At 48.9% G+C, this 18,090-nt stretch carries 16 protein-coding genes; 6 read left to right on the top strand and 10 right to left on the bottom strand.

All coding sequences use genetic code 11. The features are described 5' to 3' along the window. The first annotated feature begins 18 nt into the window (after nt 1-18). From HMPREF9469_RS18920 to HMPREF9469_RS18910, 3 genes are read left to right on the top strand one after another with little or no spacing between them, the layout of a single operon-like run. On the top strand, nt 19-2,148 hold the full coding sequence (locus HMPREF9469_RS18920) for a hydantoinase/oxoprolinase family protein (protein WP_007865271.1): 2,130 nt from the start codon (nt 19-21) through the stop codon (nt 2,146-2,148). Nucleotides 2,149-2,181: 33 nt separating this feature from the next. Beyond that, complete coding sequence (locus HMPREF9469_RS18915; RefSeq protein ID WP_007865269.1) at nt 2,182-2,790, top strand: hypothetical protein; 609 nt, start codon at nt 2,182-2,184, stop codon at nt 2,788-2,790. Next, nucleotides 2,780-3,538 (top strand): GntR family transcriptional regulator, encoded by a 759-nt coding sequence (locus HMPREF9469_RS18910; protein WP_007865267.1) that lies wholly within the window; start codon nt 2,780-2,782, stop codon nt 3,536-3,538. Before HMPREF9469_RS18915 ends, HMPREF9469_RS18910 begins: the two co-directional genes overlap by 11 nt. A 79-nt stretch (nt 3,539-3,617) precedes the next feature. Here the strand turns inward: HMPREF9469_RS18910 and HMPREF9469_RS18905 are convergent, their stop codons facing one another. The 5 genes from HMPREF9469_RS18905 to HMPREF9469_RS32650 form a co-directional block, all read right to left on the bottom strand. Then, complete coding sequence (locus HMPREF9469_RS18905; RefSeq protein WP_007865264.1) at nt 3,618-4,538, bottom strand: hypothetical protein; 921 nt, start codon at nt 4,536-4,538, stop codon at nt 3,618-3,620. Nucleotides 4,539-4,963: 425 nt separating this feature from the next. After that, the gene (gene spoVG, locus HMPREF9469_RS18900) at nt 4,964-5,251 is read right to left on the bottom strand and encodes a septation regulator SpoVG (RefSeq protein WP_007865261.1); all 288 of its coding nucleotides are present in this window, start codon (nt 5,249-5,251) and stop codon (nt 4,964-4,966) included. Nucleotides 5,252-5,331: 80 nt separating this feature from the next. After that, nucleotides 5,332-6,453, bottom strand: coding sequence for a glucose-1-phosphate adenylyltransferase subunit GlgD (glgD, locus tag HMPREF9469_RS18895; RefSeq protein WP_007865252.1), 1,122 nt, complete (start codon nt 6,451-6,453; stop codon nt 5,332-5,334). After that, nucleotides 6,450-7,724: a glucose-1-phosphate adenylyltransferase gene (locus tag HMPREF9469_RS18890; RefSeq protein ID WP_007865248.1), complete on the bottom strand. Its 1,275-nt coding sequence runs from the start codon at nt 7,722-7,724 to the stop codon at nt 6,450-6,452. The genes glgD and HMPREF9469_RS18890 overlap by 4 nt, the downstream gene beginning before the upstream one ends. Nucleotides 7,725-7,798: 74 nt before the next feature. After that, complete coding sequence (locus HMPREF9469_RS32650; protein ID WP_207636599.1) at nt 7,799-7,972, bottom strand: hypothetical protein; 174 nt, start codon at nt 7,970-7,972, stop codon at nt 7,799-7,801. A 204-nt stretch (nt 7,973-8,176) separates the two neighbouring features. Here HMPREF9469_RS32650 and asnS point away from each other — a divergent pair, with 204 nt between their 5' ends. The 3 genes from asnS to HMPREF9469_RS18875 all read left to right on the top strand — a co-directional run bounded on the left by asnS (nt 8,177) and on the right by HMPREF9469_RS18875 (nt 12,568). Next, on the top strand, nt 8,177-9,568 hold the full coding sequence (gene asnS, locus HMPREF9469_RS18885) for an asparagine--tRNA ligase (protein WP_007865245.1): 1,392 nt from the start codon (nt 8,177-8,179) through the stop codon (nt 9,566-9,568). A gap of 62 nt (nt 9,569-9,630) precedes the next feature. Then, nucleotides 9,631-10,701, top strand: coding sequence for a metallophosphoesterase family protein (locus HMPREF9469_RS18880; RefSeq protein WP_007865242.1), 1,071 nt, complete (start codon nt 9,631-9,633; stop codon nt 10,699-10,701). A gap of 4 nt (nt 10,702-10,705) precedes the next feature. Beyond that, entirely contained in the window at nt 10,706-12,568 is a 1,863-nt protein-coding gene (locus tag HMPREF9469_RS18875; protein ID WP_007865222.1) for an ATP-binding protein, read from the top strand. A gap of 143 nt (nt 12,569-12,711) precedes the next feature. Here the strand turns inward: HMPREF9469_RS18875 and HMPREF9469_RS18870 are convergent, their stop codons facing one another. The 5 genes from HMPREF9469_RS18870 to HMPREF9469_RS18850 form a co-directional block, all read right to left on the bottom strand. After that, entirely contained in the window at nt 12,712-12,972 is a 261-nt protein-coding gene (locus HMPREF9469_RS18870) for a DUF6171 family protein (protein ID WP_007865220.1), read from the bottom strand. Between the two features lie 22 nt (nt 12,973-12,994). Continuing rightward, nucleotides 12,995-14,533, bottom strand: coding sequence for an alpha-N-arabinofuranosidase (locus HMPREF9469_RS18865; protein WP_007865219.1), 1,539 nt, complete (start codon nt 14,531-14,533; stop codon nt 12,995-12,997). A 41-nt stretch (nt 14,534-14,574) separates the two neighbouring features. Continuing rightward, nucleotides 14,575-15,414, bottom strand: a complete 840-nt coding sequence (locus tag HMPREF9469_RS18860; protein WP_007865217.1) for a carbohydrate ABC transporter permease — start codon at nt 15,412-15,414, stop codon at nt 14,575-14,577. Next, the gene (locus HMPREF9469_RS18855; RefSeq protein WP_007865211.1) at nt 15,414-16,328 is read right to left on the bottom strand and encodes a carbohydrate ABC transporter permease; all 915 of its coding nucleotides are present in this window, start codon (nt 16,326-16,328) and stop codon (nt 15,414-15,416) included. The genes HMPREF9469_RS18860 and HMPREF9469_RS18855 overlap by 1 nt, the downstream gene beginning before the upstream one ends. 68 nt (nt 16,329-16,396) lie before the next feature. Beyond that, nucleotides 16,397-17,764, bottom strand: a complete 1,368-nt coding sequence (locus HMPREF9469_RS18850) for an ABC transporter substrate-binding protein (protein WP_007865209.1) — start codon at nt 17,762-17,764, stop codon at nt 16,397-16,399. Nucleotides 17,765-18,090: the final 326 nt, after the last annotated feature.

The following is an 18,090-nucleotide window of genomic DNA, read 5'->3' as shown; positions in this document are numbered from 1 at the left end:
AAGGGACGTCACTGAATAATGGAAAAAAGAGCAATCAGAATCGGAATCGATGTGGGCGGCACTCACACCAAAGCTGTTGCCATTGACAACAGTACCAACCGGATCGTGGGAAAAGGGTCGGTTATGACGACCCACTTTGCCAAAGAAGGCGTGGCCAAAGGAGTGGTGGATTCCTTTCAGAAATGCCTGGAGGAAAATAATATACAGCCGGATGAAGTGATTTTTATCGCCCACAGCACCACCCAGGCCACCAATGCCCTGTTGGAGGGCGATGTTGCCAAAGTAGGAGTGATCGGTATTGGAAAAGGCGGCCTGGAGAGTTTTCTCACCAAACGCCAGACAAAGATTCCCGACATTGACCTGGGAACAGGCAAATTCATCCATATTGATTCACACTTTATCAAGGCAAAGGACATGAATGAAAATTCCGTCCGAGCACTGATCCAGGACATGTACAACCAGGGCGACCGGGTTATTGTAGCATCCAAGGCTTTTGGCGTGGATAACATGTCCGAAGAAAAGCTGGTGTCCGAAACCGCGGATAAGATGGGGCTTCCCTCCTCCATGGCCTCCGACATCACCAAGCTTTACGGCCTGACCACCAGGACCCGGACCGCTGCGCTCAATGCCAGTATTCTTCCAAAAATGATGGAAACAGCCAACAGCACCGAATCCTCGGTGCGCTCCACAGGCGTTAATGTGCCTCTAATGATCATGCGCGGCGATGGCGGCGTCATGGAAGTCAATGAGATGAAAAAGCGGCCCGTGCTCACCATGCTTTCAGGCCCTGCCGCATCGGTGATCGGAGCCCTGATGTACCTCAGGGCATCCAATGGTATCTACTTTGAGGTAGGCGGCACCTCCACCAATATCGGCGTGATCAAGAACGGACGCCCCGCTGTTGACTATGCCATCATAGGCGGGCACCGGACTTATGTCAACTCACTGGATGTGCGTGTGCTGGGTGTGGCGGGAGGTTCCATGGTGAGGGCCGGAAAGAACGGCATCACGGATGTGGGACCCAGGTCCGCCCATATTGCAAACATGGGCTACGCCTGCTTTACCGATCCTTCATTGCTGGAGGGAGCCGCGCTCTACCATATGCAGCCGCGGGAAAATGATCCGGATGATTATGTTGCCATCCGCTTAAACAACGGGGAATCCGTTACCATTACCAACACGTGCGCCGCCAATGTCCTGGGAATCCTGGCCGAGGGAGACTATGCCTGCGGCAATGAGGACTCCGCCAGGATGGCTATCAAGCTCCTGGCAGATGAAGTGGGAATGTCCGTGGAGGATACAGCCAGAGCCATTCTCCAGAAATCCACAGACAAGATCAAACCCGTAATTGAAGATTTGATCGCAAAATATAAAATAGAGCGTGACCAGATCGTGCTGGTGGGAGCCGGAGGCGGCGCCGGTACTCTGCTCACCTTTACGGCCAATGATATGGGCTTTAAATACCAGATCCCGGAAAATGCAGAAGTCATCTCCTCCATTGGGGTAGCTCTTGCCATGGTCAGGGAAATGGTTGAGCGCACCCTGCCCAATCCCTCTGCCCAGGACATTGCGCAGCTCAAAAAGGAGGCAAAGGAAATGGCCATGAACTCCGGTGCAGTGGAAGACAGCATAGAAGTCTATGTGGAAATCGATGAGCAGGCTCAGAAAGTGACGGCCATTGCCATGGGATCCACCGAGGTAAAGACCACTGATCTGATGAAAAATTGCGATGAGAAGGAAGCTATCAGCATAGCAGCCGCATCCATGGGCGTGGCCGAGGACAAGGTAAACCTGGAAGCGACCAACGGACAGATTTTTGTGGCCACCTGCAGGCAGGGCAATAAAAACCAGCTCCGGGTAATTGATAAAAAAGGCTTTGTAAAAATCCAGCGCTCCGATGGAAGCTGCCTGACCACCACTATGGAAAAATCCGGCGAAAATCTCAAAAAGATATGGGATGCCTCCTCCAACTTTTCCTCCGAAGTCCGCATTAATCCGGACGTGTATGTCATCTGCGGCTCAAGAGTGATCGACTATTCCGGCATTCCGGAATACAAACAGGTGGCAGGGCTTATAGAAGCAGAGCTTTCCGACAGGGCCCCCTCCGATGAGATCATACTTGTGCTGGCAAAAAATGCTCTGGGCTGATCACAGACGCCTTTTGTTACAAGGAGAAGGACCATGGATAATTACCCCGATGAATACTGGTACGGCCTGCTGCTGTCCAAAGATTCTGCGGCCAGACCTTTGACTTCTATGCAGAAATCAATTATAATTAAACAAAGTATGCAAGAAGCCGCTTTGCAGAAAGAGCACATCAGAAGATGCTTTGGAGATCAGCCCCCGGAGAGCTGTCTTGGCAGGATGGGTTTTGACCTTAAGGATGACGGCCGCGAACCTATGGCCGCATTCTTATACATGGGATTAATGGAACCGGACAGCAAAACTGTCTGGATCAATATGACCCTTATATCCATGGTAGAGCATTATATGGAAGTCCACATGCCCGAAGATATCTCCCGTAGGCAAAAGCTGCGGGAGATTGTCTGCTGGCATGAGCTCTACCATGTGATCGAGGAATGTACACCGGACATCTACACCAGGAACGTCCGCGTACCGGGCCGGTTCCTGGGTATGATACCATGCTGCAGAAAGGTGGAAGCTGCCAGTGAGATCGGCGCCATCCATTTTTCAAAGCTGATGTCCGATGTGGCGTTTTCGCCATACATCTATACCAGATATCTTATGGCTGCGGCAAATCAGGATTTGGAAGTGAGATATGGGCACTGAACCAGTTATAAAAGAAGATACGAATATTTATTCAATTCTAAGAGATGACATTGTGAAATTGCGTTTAAAGCCTGGTATGTTCTTTAATATTAAGGATATATGCAGGCTCTACGATGTGGGGCGTTCCCCTGGCCGGGAGGCCCTTCTTCAGTTGGAACAGGAAGATCTGATCACGGTTCTGCCCCACAGGGGAAGCATTGTATCAAAGCTGGATCTGGACCGGATCGATAACGAGCGTTTTGTCCACCGCTCCATTGAGGAGAATGTTCTCAGGGACTTTATCGGCATGTTTTCCCCGTCCGTTATCCTTCGCATGGAAAACTGCATCCTGGAGCAAAAGGAGCAGTACCGCGCCAAGGACATCCGGCGCTTTTTTGACGCGGATGAAGAATTTCACGCCCTGTTTTTTTCAGAGATATTCAGAGACTACTGTCTGTCCGTGATCGAAAGAGAATGCAGCAACTATAAAAGGATACGTCTGCTGGCCCTGATGGCGGACGAAAATTTCATGAAGAACTCCATTGAGGAACATGAGTCCATGATAAGGGCAGTGTCCACCAGAAACCTGGATAAGCTGATGTTCTGGTCCTCCCTGCACACAGACCGCTACAAAGCCCAGGAGCGCTGGCTCCTGAAACGTTTCCCCGACCTGTTTACCCAGTCGGACAAAGAGTCGGAAGGCATGCGCAAGAGTCCGGCGGACTTGACATCGGACTTTCTGTTGTCCATTCGTTCCAGGGGGCTGTAAGAGTTTTAAATCTTAGAAGCCAAAACACCGGAAATCTCCTGCTCCTAAGGAGATTTCCGGCGTTTTTAAAATAATGGCCTTACTTACGTATCAAATATTGATCTTTTCGTCTATCAGCCAGCAGAGCGTAAAGGCGGGCTGTGTCATAATCCGGATGGGACTCGATCATATCGTACAGTTCCTGAACCGCATCCAGGGGTTCCACCAGATCCTCAGCAATCCGGACTGCCGACTGTCCTTTTTCCATCTTCCGCATGACCAGCGTTATCAGCTTTTCCATTCCACCCTTTTCTATCCCTATACTTTCCCGTTCCTCCAGCTCATCTGCAAACAGCTCCCTCAGCGCGTCACACATTTTCCTCACCTCCTGATATTTTTCCCAGTTAGCCCGCACGATCAGATCCATGGCCGTCTCATACAACGGATTTCCTTCATTTCCCTTATATTCCTTTGCAAGGACCTCTATATCCTCATCCAGTTCCAGTCCGCTTCTCAGACGGCTCAGCCAGATATTGTCTTCCTTTGATAATTCCCGGATAACCAGGATCTGTACAGGAAACAAAAGTCCGTTTATATAATAAATCCCCGGATATGCCAGTCTCATATCTACCCTGTACGTTCTTTTTAGGAAATTTGACAAGCTCTGCGGATAATGGCTTCCTGCCAATGTCACCGTTATCTGGGAGGGAAGGATCTCCCGAACCTGCTTTGTATTTGACAGCAGGATACATGCATACCCTATAACCTTATAGAAGTCATTTACACTCACATAGTCTTTCATTCCCTTATATTCCACCACATTATATCGGCGAAACATTCTGCCTATGTTCTTTTCTATCCTTCGCTCCGAATCTTTTTTTATCACCAATACATCAATCTGCATAGGCTTACATGTAAGATTATACTCCGCATAAAACTGTATAAACTGCTTCTCTTCTTCCAATTCAATCTGCAATACTGCAAAAAAGGCAGGATGCCATTGCAGCCGCTTTTTATCCATACATTTCCTCCTTATATTATAATAAATTTCTTTCCCATCTTCAATAGAACATCCGGAACATCACCTGACTTTCTTGTAAGAGCATACTCTTGTAGCATCATATACTTCCCAGTAGTACAGTTTGGAACCACGGCCGAAGTGGCCATTACAGCGCCCATAGGGCACCAAAGATTGTCTGACACTTGATGTGTCAAGATTGTGATAAAAATCGTGTTTTCACTATAGCATAAAAATACATAGAAAACAAGAGCCGCTCCCCAGCTAACATTTCGTTATCCAGAAACGGCTCTTAATTATTAACCTACCGTAACAGTTCAGGACGGCGGGAAAATGGGTGCAAAAGCGAGCGTTAAGCTTGCTTATAAGTCCGTTTTTGCACCTATTTTCACATCGGATGTCCTGAACAGTTATAATCTACCAATATACTATGCCAGCGCTTCCTCAGCCGCTTCATTCTCCAGCAAGGTGGTCTCATACTTGTTCAGAATAATGGTCTGGATCATGTCTCTTGTGTTGGAGTTAATGGGATGGGCAATATCCCGGTACTCTCCGTCTGCTGCCTTGCGGCTTGGCATTGCTATGAATAAACCCTTTTCCCCCTCGATAACCTTGATGTCATGAATGACGAATTCATTGTCCAGGGTGATGGAAACAATTGCTTTCATCTTCCCTTCCTTTTCTACCCGTCTTACTCTCACGTCCGTAACCTGCATGTTCTTATACCCCTTCCGTCTTATCCCGCTTCAGCCTGCAGCTGCGCTCCCCGTGCGCTTAACCCGCTGTCCGCTGCGTCTTATAATGTATACCTTTCGTTCTTCTCCACAACGATTTTGATGTTCTCCGGCGTGCCGATATGTGTGGTGTTGGCGCGGATGGTATCCCTGCTCTCAACAATGCAGTTCTCAATCACGGTATTATCGCCAATATAGACATCATTTAGAATAATGGAATTCTTAATCACACAATTGTTTCCCACATATGCCTTTTTGAAGAGAATGGAGTTCTCCACCGTTCCGTTTAAGATACATCCGCTGGAAATCAGGCTGTTCCTTACAATGGCGCCCGGATTGTACTTAGCCGGCGGCAGATCATCGATCTTGGTGTATACATCAGGATACTGCTTAAAGAAGTAATCCCGGACCTCAGGTTTTAAGAAGTCCATGTTGGTCTTATAATAGGAGTCCACGGAAGCGATATTGTTCCAGTATCCGCTCAGCTTGTACGCGTAGATCCTCTTAAGGTTCTTATAGCGCACCAGGATATCGTTAACCAGGTCATATCTGTCTTCAGCTGCACAGCGCTCCAGCAGTTCGATCAGCTGTCTTCTGCGGATCACATAGATACCGCAGGAAATGGTGGTTGCATCACTTGCCATAGGCTTCTCCTCGAAGTCCGTGATACGTCCGTCATCGTTAAGCTTCACACAGCCAAACCTGGTTACGTCAGTGCCGTCTTCCATGTCCTTGCAGACAACTGTGATATCTGCTTTTTTCTCAATATGGTATTCCAGGACCTTATTGTAATCCAGCTTGTACACGCCGTCACCTGCAGCGATTACCACGTACGGCTCATGGCTGTTCTTTAAAAAGGTCAGGTTCTGGTAAAGTGCATCTGCTGTTCCGCGGTACCAGTCACCGTTCTCCGGTGTGATGGAAGGCGTGAATACAAACAGCCCGCCCTGTTTACGTCCGAAATCCCACCACTTGGAAGAACTCAGGTGCAGGTTCAGGGATCTGGAGTTGTACTGTGTAAATACAGCCACATTCTGGATGTGGGAATTCGTCATATTGCTCAATGCAAAGTCTATACTGCGGTAGCTTCCTGCAACCGGCATGGCAGCCACTGCTCTCTTATTAGAAAGTTCCCGCATCCTCTTGCTGTTACCACCTGCTAATACGATACCGATTGCTCTCATTTTACGCCACCTGCCTTTATAATGTAATTTCCGCTTGCCAGTAATCCGTCAGGATAGTCACTTACGGTTGTATCGCCTGCTATGGCAGTGTTCTTGCCAACCCTCATCCCGTCAGGCACAATGGAATTCTCGCCGATGGTTACAAGGTCAAACTGATATACCTTTGGATCATATGTGCTGGGGGCATACTCACCCACTCCCAGCTGGACGTCAGAGCCAATCTTTACATTCTCTGCAATGACAGCCTTGTCAACTACACTTCCCGCTCCAATGACGCTTCCCTGCATCACAATGGAATCGCGGACCACTGCCCCCTTTCCAATGGTAACACCGGCACCGATCACGGAATTGACAACCTCGCCGTAGATCTCCGTGCCTTCACCTATGATACTTCTCTCAATGTTCGCATCACATGATATGTACTGGGGAGGGATCACATCACTCTTGGTATAGATCTTCCAATACTCCTCATACAGGTTGAATTCCGGAATGATATCAATGAGTTCCATATTCGCTTCCCAGTAGGAGCCAAGGGTACCCACATCCTTCCAGTATCCGTTGTACTCGTAAGCAAACTCCCTGTCGCCCTTTGCATGGCAGTATGGAATGATATGCTTGCCGAAATCGCATCCCGGCTCGTCCTTCATCTTAATCAGCGCTTCCTTGAGCACCGGCCAGCTGAAGATGTAGATTCCCATGGACGCCAGGTTGCTTCTGGGAACGGGAGGCTTCTCCTCAAATTCCATGATACGATTGGACTCGTCCGTAATCAGGATACCGAAACGGCTGGCTTCCTCAATCGGTACCGGCATTGCAGCAATGGTGATATCTGCGTTGTTAGCTTTGTGATAATCCAGCATAACCTCATAGTCCATCTTGTAAATGTGATCGCCGGATAAGATCAGAACATACTCGGGATTATATGTCTCCATATATTCCAGGTTCTGATAGATGGCATTGGCAGTACCTGTATACCAGTCGCTGCCTTTGCTGCGCTCATAAGGAGGTAATACTGTTACACCACCAACATTCCGGTCCAAATCCCATGGAATACCAATTCCAATATGAGAATTTAAACGTAATGGCTGATACTGTGTCAGAACTCCGACAGTATCTACCCCGGAATTGATACAGTTGCTCAGTGGAAAATCAATGATCCGGTACTTCCCCCCAAAAGATACGGCCGGCTTGGCTACTTTCTGTGTCAGTACGCCAAGGCGGCTTCCCTGTCCGCCTGCTAATAGCATAGCTATCATTTCTTTTTTAATCACGTTATCACCTCTTGCTGTTAAGATTTTTGTAATTTTAATTATATCACAAACTTCGTAAATAGTACATAAATTTTTTAATATATTTCTCTGTTTTTGTGCATTTTTCCGACATTTTCTCCCTTATTTCTCCATTTATCACCGGTTTTCTCTATATCTAGTGTTTGATTTATTAAGCCGCCACTAAATATCCCCCTTCCTCCAGGACGCATACCGTCATGGTTCGACAAAAGGGCCCGCTTACCCATCATATCAGATAAACGCCCCTTGTATGACTGTTAAATTCTTCCACTGTACTGTCCTTTGGAGGCAGGCCATTATAAGAGGAAGGTAGAATAACCTTGAAACATTACGGGAAATATCTTATAATCACGTTATATGTAGTTACCGTCCATTTCCTGGGGAATTGGGGATACTGTATTGTATAGAGAGAAAAGAAAAGGAGATTATCAGTCATGGATCTGATTACCGTAAGAGAACTTTACAAACATCCGGAGAAATATCTTGACAAGGAGATACAGATAGGAGGATGGGTCCGCAGTCTGCGTGATTCCAAATCCTTTGGCTTTATTGTGGTAAGTGACGGAAGTTATTTTGAGACCCTTCAGGTTGTATATCACGACAACCTTTCCAACTTTGCAGAGGTTTCCAAGCTGAACGTAGGCACTGCCATCATTGTAAAGGGAACCCTGGTGGCCACTCCCGATGCCAAGCAGCCATTTGAGATCCAGGCAGCAGAGGTAACGGTGGAGGGCACATCCGCATCCGATTATCCTCTGCAGAAAAAGCGCCACTCGTTTGAGTATCTGCGCTCCATCTCCCACCTGCGTCCAAGGACCAACACCTTCCAGGCCGTGTTCCGCGTCCGCTCACTGATCGCATATGCCATCCATCAGTATTTCCAGGAACGGGATTTCGTATATGTGCACACACCGCTGATCACGGGAAGCGACTGCGAGGGCGCCGGGGAAATGTTCCAGGTCACCACTCTGGATCTGAACAATATCCCCAAGACAGATGACGGCAAGGTGGATTTCAGCCAGGATTTCTTTAATAAGCCCACCAACCTGACTGTAAGCGGACAGCTGAACGCTGAGACCTATGCCATGGCCTTCCGCAACGTATATACTTTTGGACCCACCTTCCGCGCCGAGAATTCCAATACAGCCCGCCATGCAGCTGAATTCTGGATGATCGAGCCCGAGATGGCATTTGCAGACCTGGACGACAACATGCGCCTGGCCGAGGGAATGCTTAAGTACATCATAAAGTACGTGCTGGAGCACGCGCCGGAAGAGATGAATTTCTTTAACCAGTTTGTGGACAAGGGCCTTTTGGAGCGCCTTAACAATGTGCTGAACGCAGAATTCGGACACATCACTTACACAGACGCAGTGGAGCTCTTGGAAAAGCACAATGATGAATTTGACTATAAGGTATCCTGGGGATGCGACCTTCAGACCGAGCATGAGCGCTATCTGACGGAAAAGGTATTCCAGAAGCCTGTGTTTGTAACAGATTATCCAAAGGAGATCAAAGCCTTCTATATGAAGATGAATCCGGACAACAAAACCGTTGCCGCCGTGGACTGCCTTGTTCCCGGCATTGGCGAGATCATCGGAGGAAGCCAGAGGGAGGACAATCTGGAGAAGCTGGTTGCAAGAATGGATGAACTGGGCCTGAACAAGGACGATTACGGTTTCTACCTGGATCTGCGCAAATACGGCTCTACCCGCCACGCCGGTTTCGGTCTTGGCTTTGAGCGCTGCGTTATGTATCTCACAGGAATGGGCAACATCCGCGATGTGATCCCCTTCCCAAGAACCGTAAACAACTGCGAGCTGTAAACAAGTGTACTCTCGGAATCTCCAGACTCCGGGAGTACACACAATTAATTTAGGAGGCAGACATGAAATTCATCCACACTGGGGATATCCACTGGGGCATGTGCCCGGATGCCAATAAACCCTGGGGCAAGGAACGGGCCCTGGCGATCAAAGATACCTTCAGGACAATCATTGAAAATGCAAAAGAGATGGATGTGGACTGCTTATTCATCAGCGGCGACTTGTTTCACAGGCAGCCGCTGATGAAAGATTTAAAGGAGGTCAATTATCTTTTTTCCACAGCACCTTCCGTTAAGATCATTATCATAGCAGGCAATCACGACCGTATAAGAGATAATTCCGCCCTTTTAAGTTTTACCTGGAGTCCCAATGTGACATTCCTCATGGATGAGAACCTGACCTCTGTCTACTTTGAAGATATTAACACAGAGGTACACGGCTTCAGCTATCACCGGGCTGAGATTAAGGAACCGCTTCTGGACGACATCCAGGTTCCCCTAAACAGCAGGATCCAGATCCTCATGGCCCATGGCGGTGACCCGGCCCACCTTCCCATCAGTTTTAACAGCCTGGAACTGTCCCCATTTTCCTACATAGCCCTTGGGCATATCCACAAGCCCCATATCGTGGTGGAGGGAAAAATGGCATACTGCGGCTCCCCGGAACCTTTGGACCTCACTGAGACAGGCCCTCACGGCTACTATATGGGCGAGATCCATCCTGTTACCAGAAAGCTTCTCAGCCTTAAGTTTGTTCCGGCTTCCAGTCTCCAGTATGTTCCCCTGGCAGTGAATGTGTCCAAGGACACCACTAACGGCGAACTGTCCGACCGGATTGCCAGGGAAATCCAAAACCGCGGGGAACAGAATATCTACCGCTTCCGTCTAAAAGGCATGAGGGACCCTGAGATTGAATTTGATCTGGAGCAGCTATCCTCACGTTTCAGAATTGCTGAGATCATCGATGACTCAGAACCTCAATATGATTTTTCAGCCCTGTTTGCTGAACATTCCAGCGATATGATCGGGTTCTATATCCAGGCACTTCAAAAAGACGACATGAGCCCGGTGGAGAAAAAGGCGCTGTACTACGGGGTCAATGCACTGCTTCGCACCACGGATGAAAGGAGCTGAACCCATGAAGATACTGAGTCTGCATATTGACGGCTTTGGCAAACTCCACGACCAGGACATCTCCTTTCAGGATGGAATGAATGTGGTGTATGGCAAAAACGAGGCCGGTAAATCCACCCTGCACACATTTATCAAGGGTATGCTGTTTGGCCTGGAGCGCCAGCGGGGGCGCGCCGCACGAAACGACACCTACAGCAGATATGAGCCCTGGCAGGGAAGCGGTACCTACGAGGGATGGCTGCGCCTGGAAAGCGAAGGACAGGTGTACCGCATCCAGCGTAGGTTCCATAAGCGCAGCAGGGAGCTTACCATTGTCAATGAGACCCTGGGCAGGGAGGTGGAGCCCACCAAGGCCCTGCTGGACCAGCTGCGCTGCGGCCTGTCTGAGACAGCCTATGACAACACCATCAGCATCGGACAGCTAAAATGTGCCACAGAGGGCGGCATGGTGTCCGAGCTCAGAAATTATATTGCCAACCTTAACACCTCGGGCAGCATTGCCCTGAACATAACAAAGGCCACTGCCTACTTAAAGGCCCAGCGAAAGGAACTGGAGAACCAGCTTGTACCCGAGGCTGCGCGCACCTACACCGGCCTTCTGGGTGAGATCCGCAAGGTGGAGCAGGAGATATCCGCACCTGAATATGCCAACCAGCTTATTGCCTGCCGCACCAAGAAAACCGAGGTAAGAAAGCAGTTGGACAACCTTCAGAGGGAAAAGGAAGGGTTATTGGAAAAGGCTGCCAAGGGCCGCCAGATCCTCCTTAACAGCCAGTTCACGGACCAGGCTTCCGTCCAGGTCTATATTGATGATACAAAAAAACTGTATGGCGAATTTGACCGCGCCAGAGCGGCCTGCAGCAAGAAATCCAGGACCGTGTGCGCAGTGTTCATGTTCCTTATTACACTGGTATGTTCCGGGATCTCAGCCGCCTGCCTGGCAGCGCCCCAGGCAGTGCGCACCCTGATACAGGTTCCCCTGCACATGACTGCGGCGGCGGGGATCGCAGGCGGTATCGCCCTGGCTGCCCTGATCATAGCCATTGTGCAGCTGAACAAAAACAGCCGGTTTAAGAAAGAACTGGACACCAACACACGCCTGCTGCAGGAAATATTTGCCCGTCATTTGGGGGACTCATCCATTTCTCCGGAAGCAATGAATGCCCTGGAGGGCAAGATGGCAGAGTTTCTCCGCCTCAGCAAGGCGGTGGAGCAGTCTGAGCAGACGCTGGAACAGCTCACTGCGGAGATCGGGCAGCTGCAGTCAAAGGAGGATGTGTTCTCGGAGGAGATTGAAAAACAGCAGCGGATCCAGTGGGAGCTGGAAAAGAAGCTGGAGCATCTGGCCGACTGCAAGACAAGGGCCGAGGCCCTGAAACATGTACTGGCAGAGAATGAGCGCGTCCAGGAGGAACTGAACGCCATCGACCTGGCCCAGGATACCATGACCGCCCTGTCCACCTCCATCCGTGATTCCTTTGGACTATACTTGAACAAAACGGCCTCCGACCTGATATCCGGGATTACAGGGGGTATCTACCGCAGCATGAGCATTGATGAGAACCTGGATGTGTTCATGAACACGCCCGGCAAACTGGTCCCCATTGAGCAGGTGAGCAGCGGCACCATGGACCAGATCTATCTGGCCGTGCGTCTGGCAGCTGCCAAACTGGTCCAGAACGGACGGGACACCATGCCCCTGATATTTGATGACAGCTTTGTGCTCTATGATGACGACCGGTTAAGAACCGCCCTTAAGTGGCTGGTAAAGGCATATGACAGCCAGATCATCATATTTACATGCCATCAAAGGGAAGCGCAGCTTTTAACCGCCAATCAGGTAAAGTATCACCTCATAACGATTTGACAATGAGCTTTATAAAAAAACTCTCCAACCGCCTGGGTCCGGTATCGTCCGGCGCCTTGGCTTGGAGAGTTTTTTGCCGGCATAACAACCATCATCGTTGTCATGCCGACAGGGTATTCCTGATCTGTTTCTGTATTCCTTCCTTACCATTTCACAGGTGTATCTGCACAGTGGTTGTGTATTTTGGCTGCTCTCAGCGCCACAAAACAGCCGCAGAGCCTGCACATTCCGTTTCTCAGGAATCCGCACTGGCTGCAAGCAGACAGCCTTTCCTGATAGATATGGTCAGGAGTCTTTATATCCTCATCCATATATTCCAGATAATCCTTAAGGATCTGTTCATAGTCCCTGTCGGACAATCCTGTCTGCAGGCACGGAATACAGACTTCCCCGGTTATTGCCATCTCAACCTGTCCCCTCTTTAGACTAACGTTTTACAGTGAGCAGGACAACGGACTTTGAAGGCATTTTAATGTGTATGGTATTTCCCTCAATGACAAAGTCCTCAAACTCCTCCGGCTGGATCTGGTCCGGATGTTCAAAGGTATTCATGGTGTTCATGGCCCCTGATGTGAGGACGGTTCCGTTCACCTTTGAGATCATTCCAAAGTCCGCGATATGGCATGTCACCTCCGCCATCTGGTTTGGATCCAGGTTGACCAGGGTGGCATTGATGTTGCCCAGTGAATCCTTGGAAACAGAGGCATTGATCTGCTTCAGATTTTCCGTGCCGCACTCATAGTCATCTGAAAGCACTGCGAAATCCAGAAGCTTTGCATCCTGGTGCACCTTGTACATATCATATATATGGTAGGTGGGGGTGAGGATCATCTTCTCCCCTTCTGTAAGGACCATGGCCTGGAGCACATTGATGGTCTGGGCAATATTAGTCATGTGGATGCGGTCCGCATGGTTATTAAAGATATTCAGGCTGATTCCGGCCGATACCGCGTCACGAAGGGTGTTTTGCTGGTATAAAAATCCCGGATTGGTTCCTGGTTCATTGTCAAACCAGGTTCCCCACTCATCTACGATCAGCGCAACCTTTTTTTCAGGATCATACTGGTCCATAATGGCAATGTGTTTTGAAACCAGTTCATCCGTAAATGCAGCTGCTTTCATAACGCCAAACCACTGGTCCTCGTCAAAATCAGTGGCTGATTTCCGGGACTTGGAATTATCCCTCAAATAACGCTCATTTCCATCGGGAAGGTATTCGATGATCACCTTATCACCCACCCTTGTATAATAATGGAGGGCAATCGCATCTAAGAACATGGAAGCGTCCCGCATCATGACCTCCGTCCATTTATAATTTGCGCCCCTGGGCCCGGCTCCTATGCGGTAGAGCTTATTATCGCCGTAATCCCTGGCATACAGGTTATAACGGGTCACTTCGTCCGCATAGTACTCTGCCCTCATGCGGCCTCCGCAGCCCCAGTTTTCATTGCCTATGCCAAAGTATTTTAATCTCCACGGCTTCTCCCGTCCGTTCTTTTTTCTTAAGTCCGCCATGGGGGACTGTCCGTCAAAGGTCATATATTCGATCCACTCCGACATCTCCTGCACGGTACCGCTTCCCACATTGCCGCAGATATAAGGTTCCGTGTCCAGCATTTCACACAGGTCAAAAAACTCATGAGTGCCAAAATGGTTGTTCTCCACCACACCGCCCCAGTGAGTATTTACCATGGATGGCCTGGACTCCTTGGGTCCAATGCCGTCACGCCAGTGGTACTCATCCGCAAAACATCCTCCCGGCCAGCGCAGGCACGGGATCTTAATTTTCTTAAGCGCTTCAATGATATCGGTCCGCATGCCTCTTACATTGGGGATCCTGGAATCCTCCCCAACATAGAAGCCGTCATATATACATCTTCCAAGATGTTCTGCGAAATGTCCGTAAATCATTCTGTTGATCGTTGACTTTTCTGCTTTTGCATTGACAATGATCTGGTTTGCCATACTGCAGTCCTCCTAAATAAGATTAGTAAATAATATTTGTATCATCCTTTAACACCGCCGCTCGTAAGACCGGCAATGAAGAATCTCTGGTTAAATAAGAACAGGATCAAGATGGGCAGGATTGCAACAACAGAGCCCGCTATCATCACATCATAATTTGCACTGTAGGGATTGATCAGCGATGCAATTCCTATGGTCAATGTAAATTTGCCGCTGTCCCTCAGCACGATCAGGGGCCAAACAAAACCATTCCAGTTCTGCATGGCAAGGAGTATGGTCATGGCCCCAAAAGCCGGCTTCATCAGCGGCACCACGATCCGGAAAAAGATCCCAAATTCCGTACACCCGTCAATCCTGGCCGACTCCATAAACTCCTGTGAAATGCCGGATACAAACTGACGGAAAAAGAAGATGGCCACAGGGGCGACCATAAAGGGGAAGATAATTCCTCCCACCGTATTGATCAGCTTAATCTTAACGATCAGCTTGTAAAGAGGAAGCATGAGGATCTCCAGGGGGATCATCATTACGGCCAGGACCAGCACAAAGATCATGTTCCTGCCCTTAAAGTTATATGCTCCAAGCCCATATCCCACAAAGGAGGACAGAGACAGCGCGCATACGGTAAAAGCCACTGCATATAGGACACTGTTGGTAAACCATCTTGTATAGATCCCGTTATTATATGTGAACAGGTTGGGATAATTGGACCATTTCATGTCTCCCGGGTTCAGGAAGAACTTCATACCTGCCCGGAATATCTCCTGCCCGTCCTGAAGTGATCCTATGACCAGGTAATAGACCGGAAACAGCATGATCAGGGACACCAGCATAAACAGGATGAAAACCAGTACGGACATCATTCTTCTGCGCGCTTTCATTATGCATCCTCCTTTTTAAACAGACCAAAGAAGTTCAGCTGGAACATGTTGACGGTGAGTACGATTGCCAGCAGCACCACGCCGATGGCGGAACCCATGCCGAAATCATTTCTCTGGAACGCCTGCTGGTAAATGTAGCGGACAATGGTCAGGCCGATATCCCCCGGGTTGGTTTCATTCCAGTACACATACCCTTCTGTAAACATTCTGTACCCATTGAGAATGGTCAATGTCAGGATATAGATAATGATGGGTTTGACCTGGGGTATGGTTACGAACACAAACTTCTGGACCGCATTGGCTCCGTCTATGTCCGCTGCCTCGTAAAGCTCCTCGGGAATACTCTGGAGCGCGGACAGGCAGTACACCATATTGATGCCCAGTTCACGCCAGGCTGCCAGCGTGACCATCATGATCATTCCGGTCACATATCCTGTTTTCCATGCTACAATCTCCCCGCCCAGCTTTAAGATAATGGAGTTGAACAAACCGGCTTCCGTTTCCCCGAACATCAGCCTGAAGGCAATACCTGCCACAATAACGGATGTAAGGGTTGGCACAAATATGGCTGACCTGAAGAAGTTTTTGAACTTCAGTATTTTCGAGTTTAAAAATGTGGCAATTGTGATGGGAAGGATCAGCATGATGCTGACCATACATACCATGTAGATGGTGCTGGATTTCAGCGCATTGTAAAAGTGGATATTAAACAGACGCTTGTAATTGTTAAGGCCGATCCATTTCACATTGTTAAATCCCTCTATCTTCTGGAAACTCATAAGCACCGTATTAATGGTGGGATAGAGGAAAAAGATTAAAAACGATATGATAAACGGCAGGCAAAACAGGTACGGCGCTGCCTTTTTACTGTATAAGATCTTACGAAAACCCCTTATCTCCTTGTTCTGATTCATAAATGCCTTACCTCCTCATGCCAAGGCTGCCGCGGCGGTTCTGACCGGACGCGGCAGCCAGAGGACATCTACTGCTGCGCCCTCAATTCTTCAGCTGCTGCTTTTAACGCCTCTGCCGGGCTCTGGGAGCCATCCACAAACACGCTGTACATGACCGTGTTGTTCACAAGATCCTGCGCCGCAACGGAAAGTTCTGCATTGACCGGTGACGGGCAGCCGTCCACGTATGCGCCCATGATCTCAAAGAAGGACTCATTATAAAAATACTCCATGGGGGCTGTCAGCCTTTCATCCGTCCACACATCAGTCCTTACCGGGTCAAACTGGAGGCACTCCCAAATATTTACATTTGCTTCATATGTAAGCTTTGACTCATACAGCACTTCCTTTGCCAGTTCCACGTTCTTGCACTGGGTGGTAATGGCCGTACCGGTTCCCCCAATACCAACCGTTCTAGGCTGTCCCTCCTCAAACACAGGCATAGGACGGATCGCGATCTTTCCTTTCAGATCAGGCATATAGTTTGTAAAGCGTGACATGAACCAGGACGGCATGGTCAGGGATGCGCAGCCGCCCTGATTCATCCATGTCCAGAATTCCTCCACGGACGTGGAACCGCCCGGTGCAGCTACCACTGCCCCTGTATCCCAGAAATCCTTCATCCACTCAAGAACCTGTATGTTGGAATCGCTGTCCATTGCAACGGTTCCGTCAGGGTTCAGGTAATCCCCGCCGCGCTGTACGATCATAGGCCAGAAGGGACGCTGGTTGGATACTTCATATATGGTCATGGGTATACCTGTCTTTTCAAATACCTGTAAGCCCATCTCCTTGTACTGGTCCCATGTCTCAATGGCATCCACATCCTCAATGGTAAATCCTGCTTTTTCAAGGATCTCCATATTGTAATAGACTACTGAAGCCCCTACATGGGTGGGGATCCCATAGTAGCTGCTGTCCTTCTTATAGAGATCGAATCTGGACTGGACACAGCTGGAAAGTTCTTTTTCCACAATATCATTCAGCGGAACCAGCTGGATATCCCCTTTTAAGAAATTGGAAAAATAGTTAATATTAATATCCGCTATATCGGGAGCGCCCACACCGGACTGCAGGGCGATCAGCAGCTTATTAGCCATTTCCGCATTGGGATAGACCTCTATCTTCAATTCCACCGGGTTATCCCCATGCTTTTCATTGTAAACCTTTTCCCCGAATTCAAACATCTGGTTGTGCAGCTCATTGGATGTCCAGACAGTCACTACATTGCCCTCTCCAGAGCCGGTCTGGCCTCCCGCAGCCTCTGTCTGTGCTGTCTGCGCCGCCTGTGTTCCCCCTGAATTTCCTCCCCCTGCCGTCTCAGAGGAGCCCCCGCCGCACGCTGTCAGCGATAAGGCCATTGTCAGTGCCAGAGCCGGTGCCAATAATTTTTTCATAGAAATACCTCCTACTACAATATATTTATGGTTAATATCCCTTACATCCAGTAAGGAATTATCCATCTTGTTGCTTAAGCTGTTAGAATGTAAGAGCAATCGGTATAGCGGATTCCTCCTTGGGCTTTGCGCCCGTAAATAAGTCTGCTAACCAGCTCTTCATTCGCAGCATTCGTTTTATGCAGGTTGAGCCGTCCTTTGGAATGCGTTCGTGTCACACCACAGTAGATTGAATGGGCAATGAGTAAAACTGGTATTGACCAATTGCTACCTAAGATAAAGGAGTGACATTTTTATGAGCATGAACGCAGTAGGTATTGATGTTT

Origin of the sequence: [Clostridium] citroniae WAL-17108 (assembly GCF_000233455.1) — a bacterium.
Lineage (GTDB): Bacteria > Bacillota > Clostridia > Lachnospirales > Lachnospiraceae > Enterocloster > Enterocloster citroniae.
Note: the sequence above shows the minus strand (reverse complement) of the source record. Positions and strands in the feature narration are given on the sequence as shown.

What these genes read in the sequence shown, in the direction of transcription:
- HMPREF9469_RS18880 (WP_007865242.1), top strand. Translation starts at nt 9,631, where the DNA reads ATGAAATTCATCCACACTGGGGATATCCACTGGGGCATGTGCCCGGAT.
- HMPREF9469_RS18860 (WP_007865217.1), bottom strand. Translation starts at nt 15,414, where the DNA reads ATGAAAGCGCGCAGAAGAATGATGTCCGTACTGGTTTTCATCCTGTTT.
- HMPREF9469_RS18915 (WP_007865269.1), top strand. Translation starts at nt 2,182, where the DNA reads ATGGATAATTACCCCGATGAATACTGGTACGGCCTGCTGCTGTCCAAA.
- HMPREF9469_RS18905 (WP_007865264.1), bottom strand. Translation starts at nt 4,538, where the DNA reads ATGGATAAAAAGCGGCTGCAATGGCATCCTGCCTTTTTTGCAGTATTG.
- spoVG (WP_007865261.1), bottom strand. Translation starts at nt 5,251, where the DNA reads ATGCAGGTTACGGACGTGAGAGTAAGACGGGTAGAAAAGGAAGGGAAG.
- HMPREF9469_RS18855 (WP_007865211.1), bottom strand. Translation starts at nt 16,328, where the DNA reads ATGAATCAGAACAAGGAGATAAGGGGTTTTCGTAAGATCTTATACAGT.
- HMPREF9469_RS18865 (WP_007865219.1), bottom strand. Translation starts at nt 14,533, where the DNA reads ATGGCAAACCAGATCATTGTCAATGCAAAAGCAGAAAAGTCAACGATC.
- glgD (WP_007865252.1), bottom strand. Translation starts at nt 6,453, where the DNA reads ATGAGAGCAATCGGTATCGTATTAGCAGGTGGTAACAGCAAGAGGATG.
- asnS (WP_007865245.1), top strand. Translation starts at nt 8,177, where the DNA reads ATGGATCTGATTACCGTAAGAGAACTTTACAAACATCCGGAGAAATAT.
- HMPREF9469_RS18910 (WP_007865267.1), top strand. Translation starts at nt 2,780, where the DNA reads ATGGGCACTGAACCAGTTATAAAAGAAGATACGAATATTTATTCAATT.
- HMPREF9469_RS32650 (WP_207636599.1), bottom strand. Translation starts at nt 7,972, where the DNA reads ATGATGGGTAAGCGGGCCCTTTTGTCGAACCATGACGGTATGCGTCCT.
- HMPREF9469_RS18850 (WP_007865209.1), bottom strand. Translation starts at nt 17,764, where the DNA reads ATGAAAAAATTATTGGCACCGGCTCTGGCACTGACAATGGCCTTATCG.
- HMPREF9469_RS18920 (WP_007865271.1), top strand. Translation starts at nt 19, where the DNA reads ATGGAAAAAAGAGCAATCAGAATCGGAATCGATGTGGGCGGCACTCAC.
- HMPREF9469_RS18875 (WP_007865222.1), top strand. Translation starts at nt 10,706, where the DNA reads ATGAAGATACTGAGTCTGCATATTGACGGCTTTGGCAAACTCCACGAC.
- HMPREF9469_RS18870 (WP_007865220.1), bottom strand. Translation starts at nt 12,972, where the DNA reads ATGGCAATAACCGGGGAAGTCTGTATTCCGTGCCTGCAGACAGGATTG.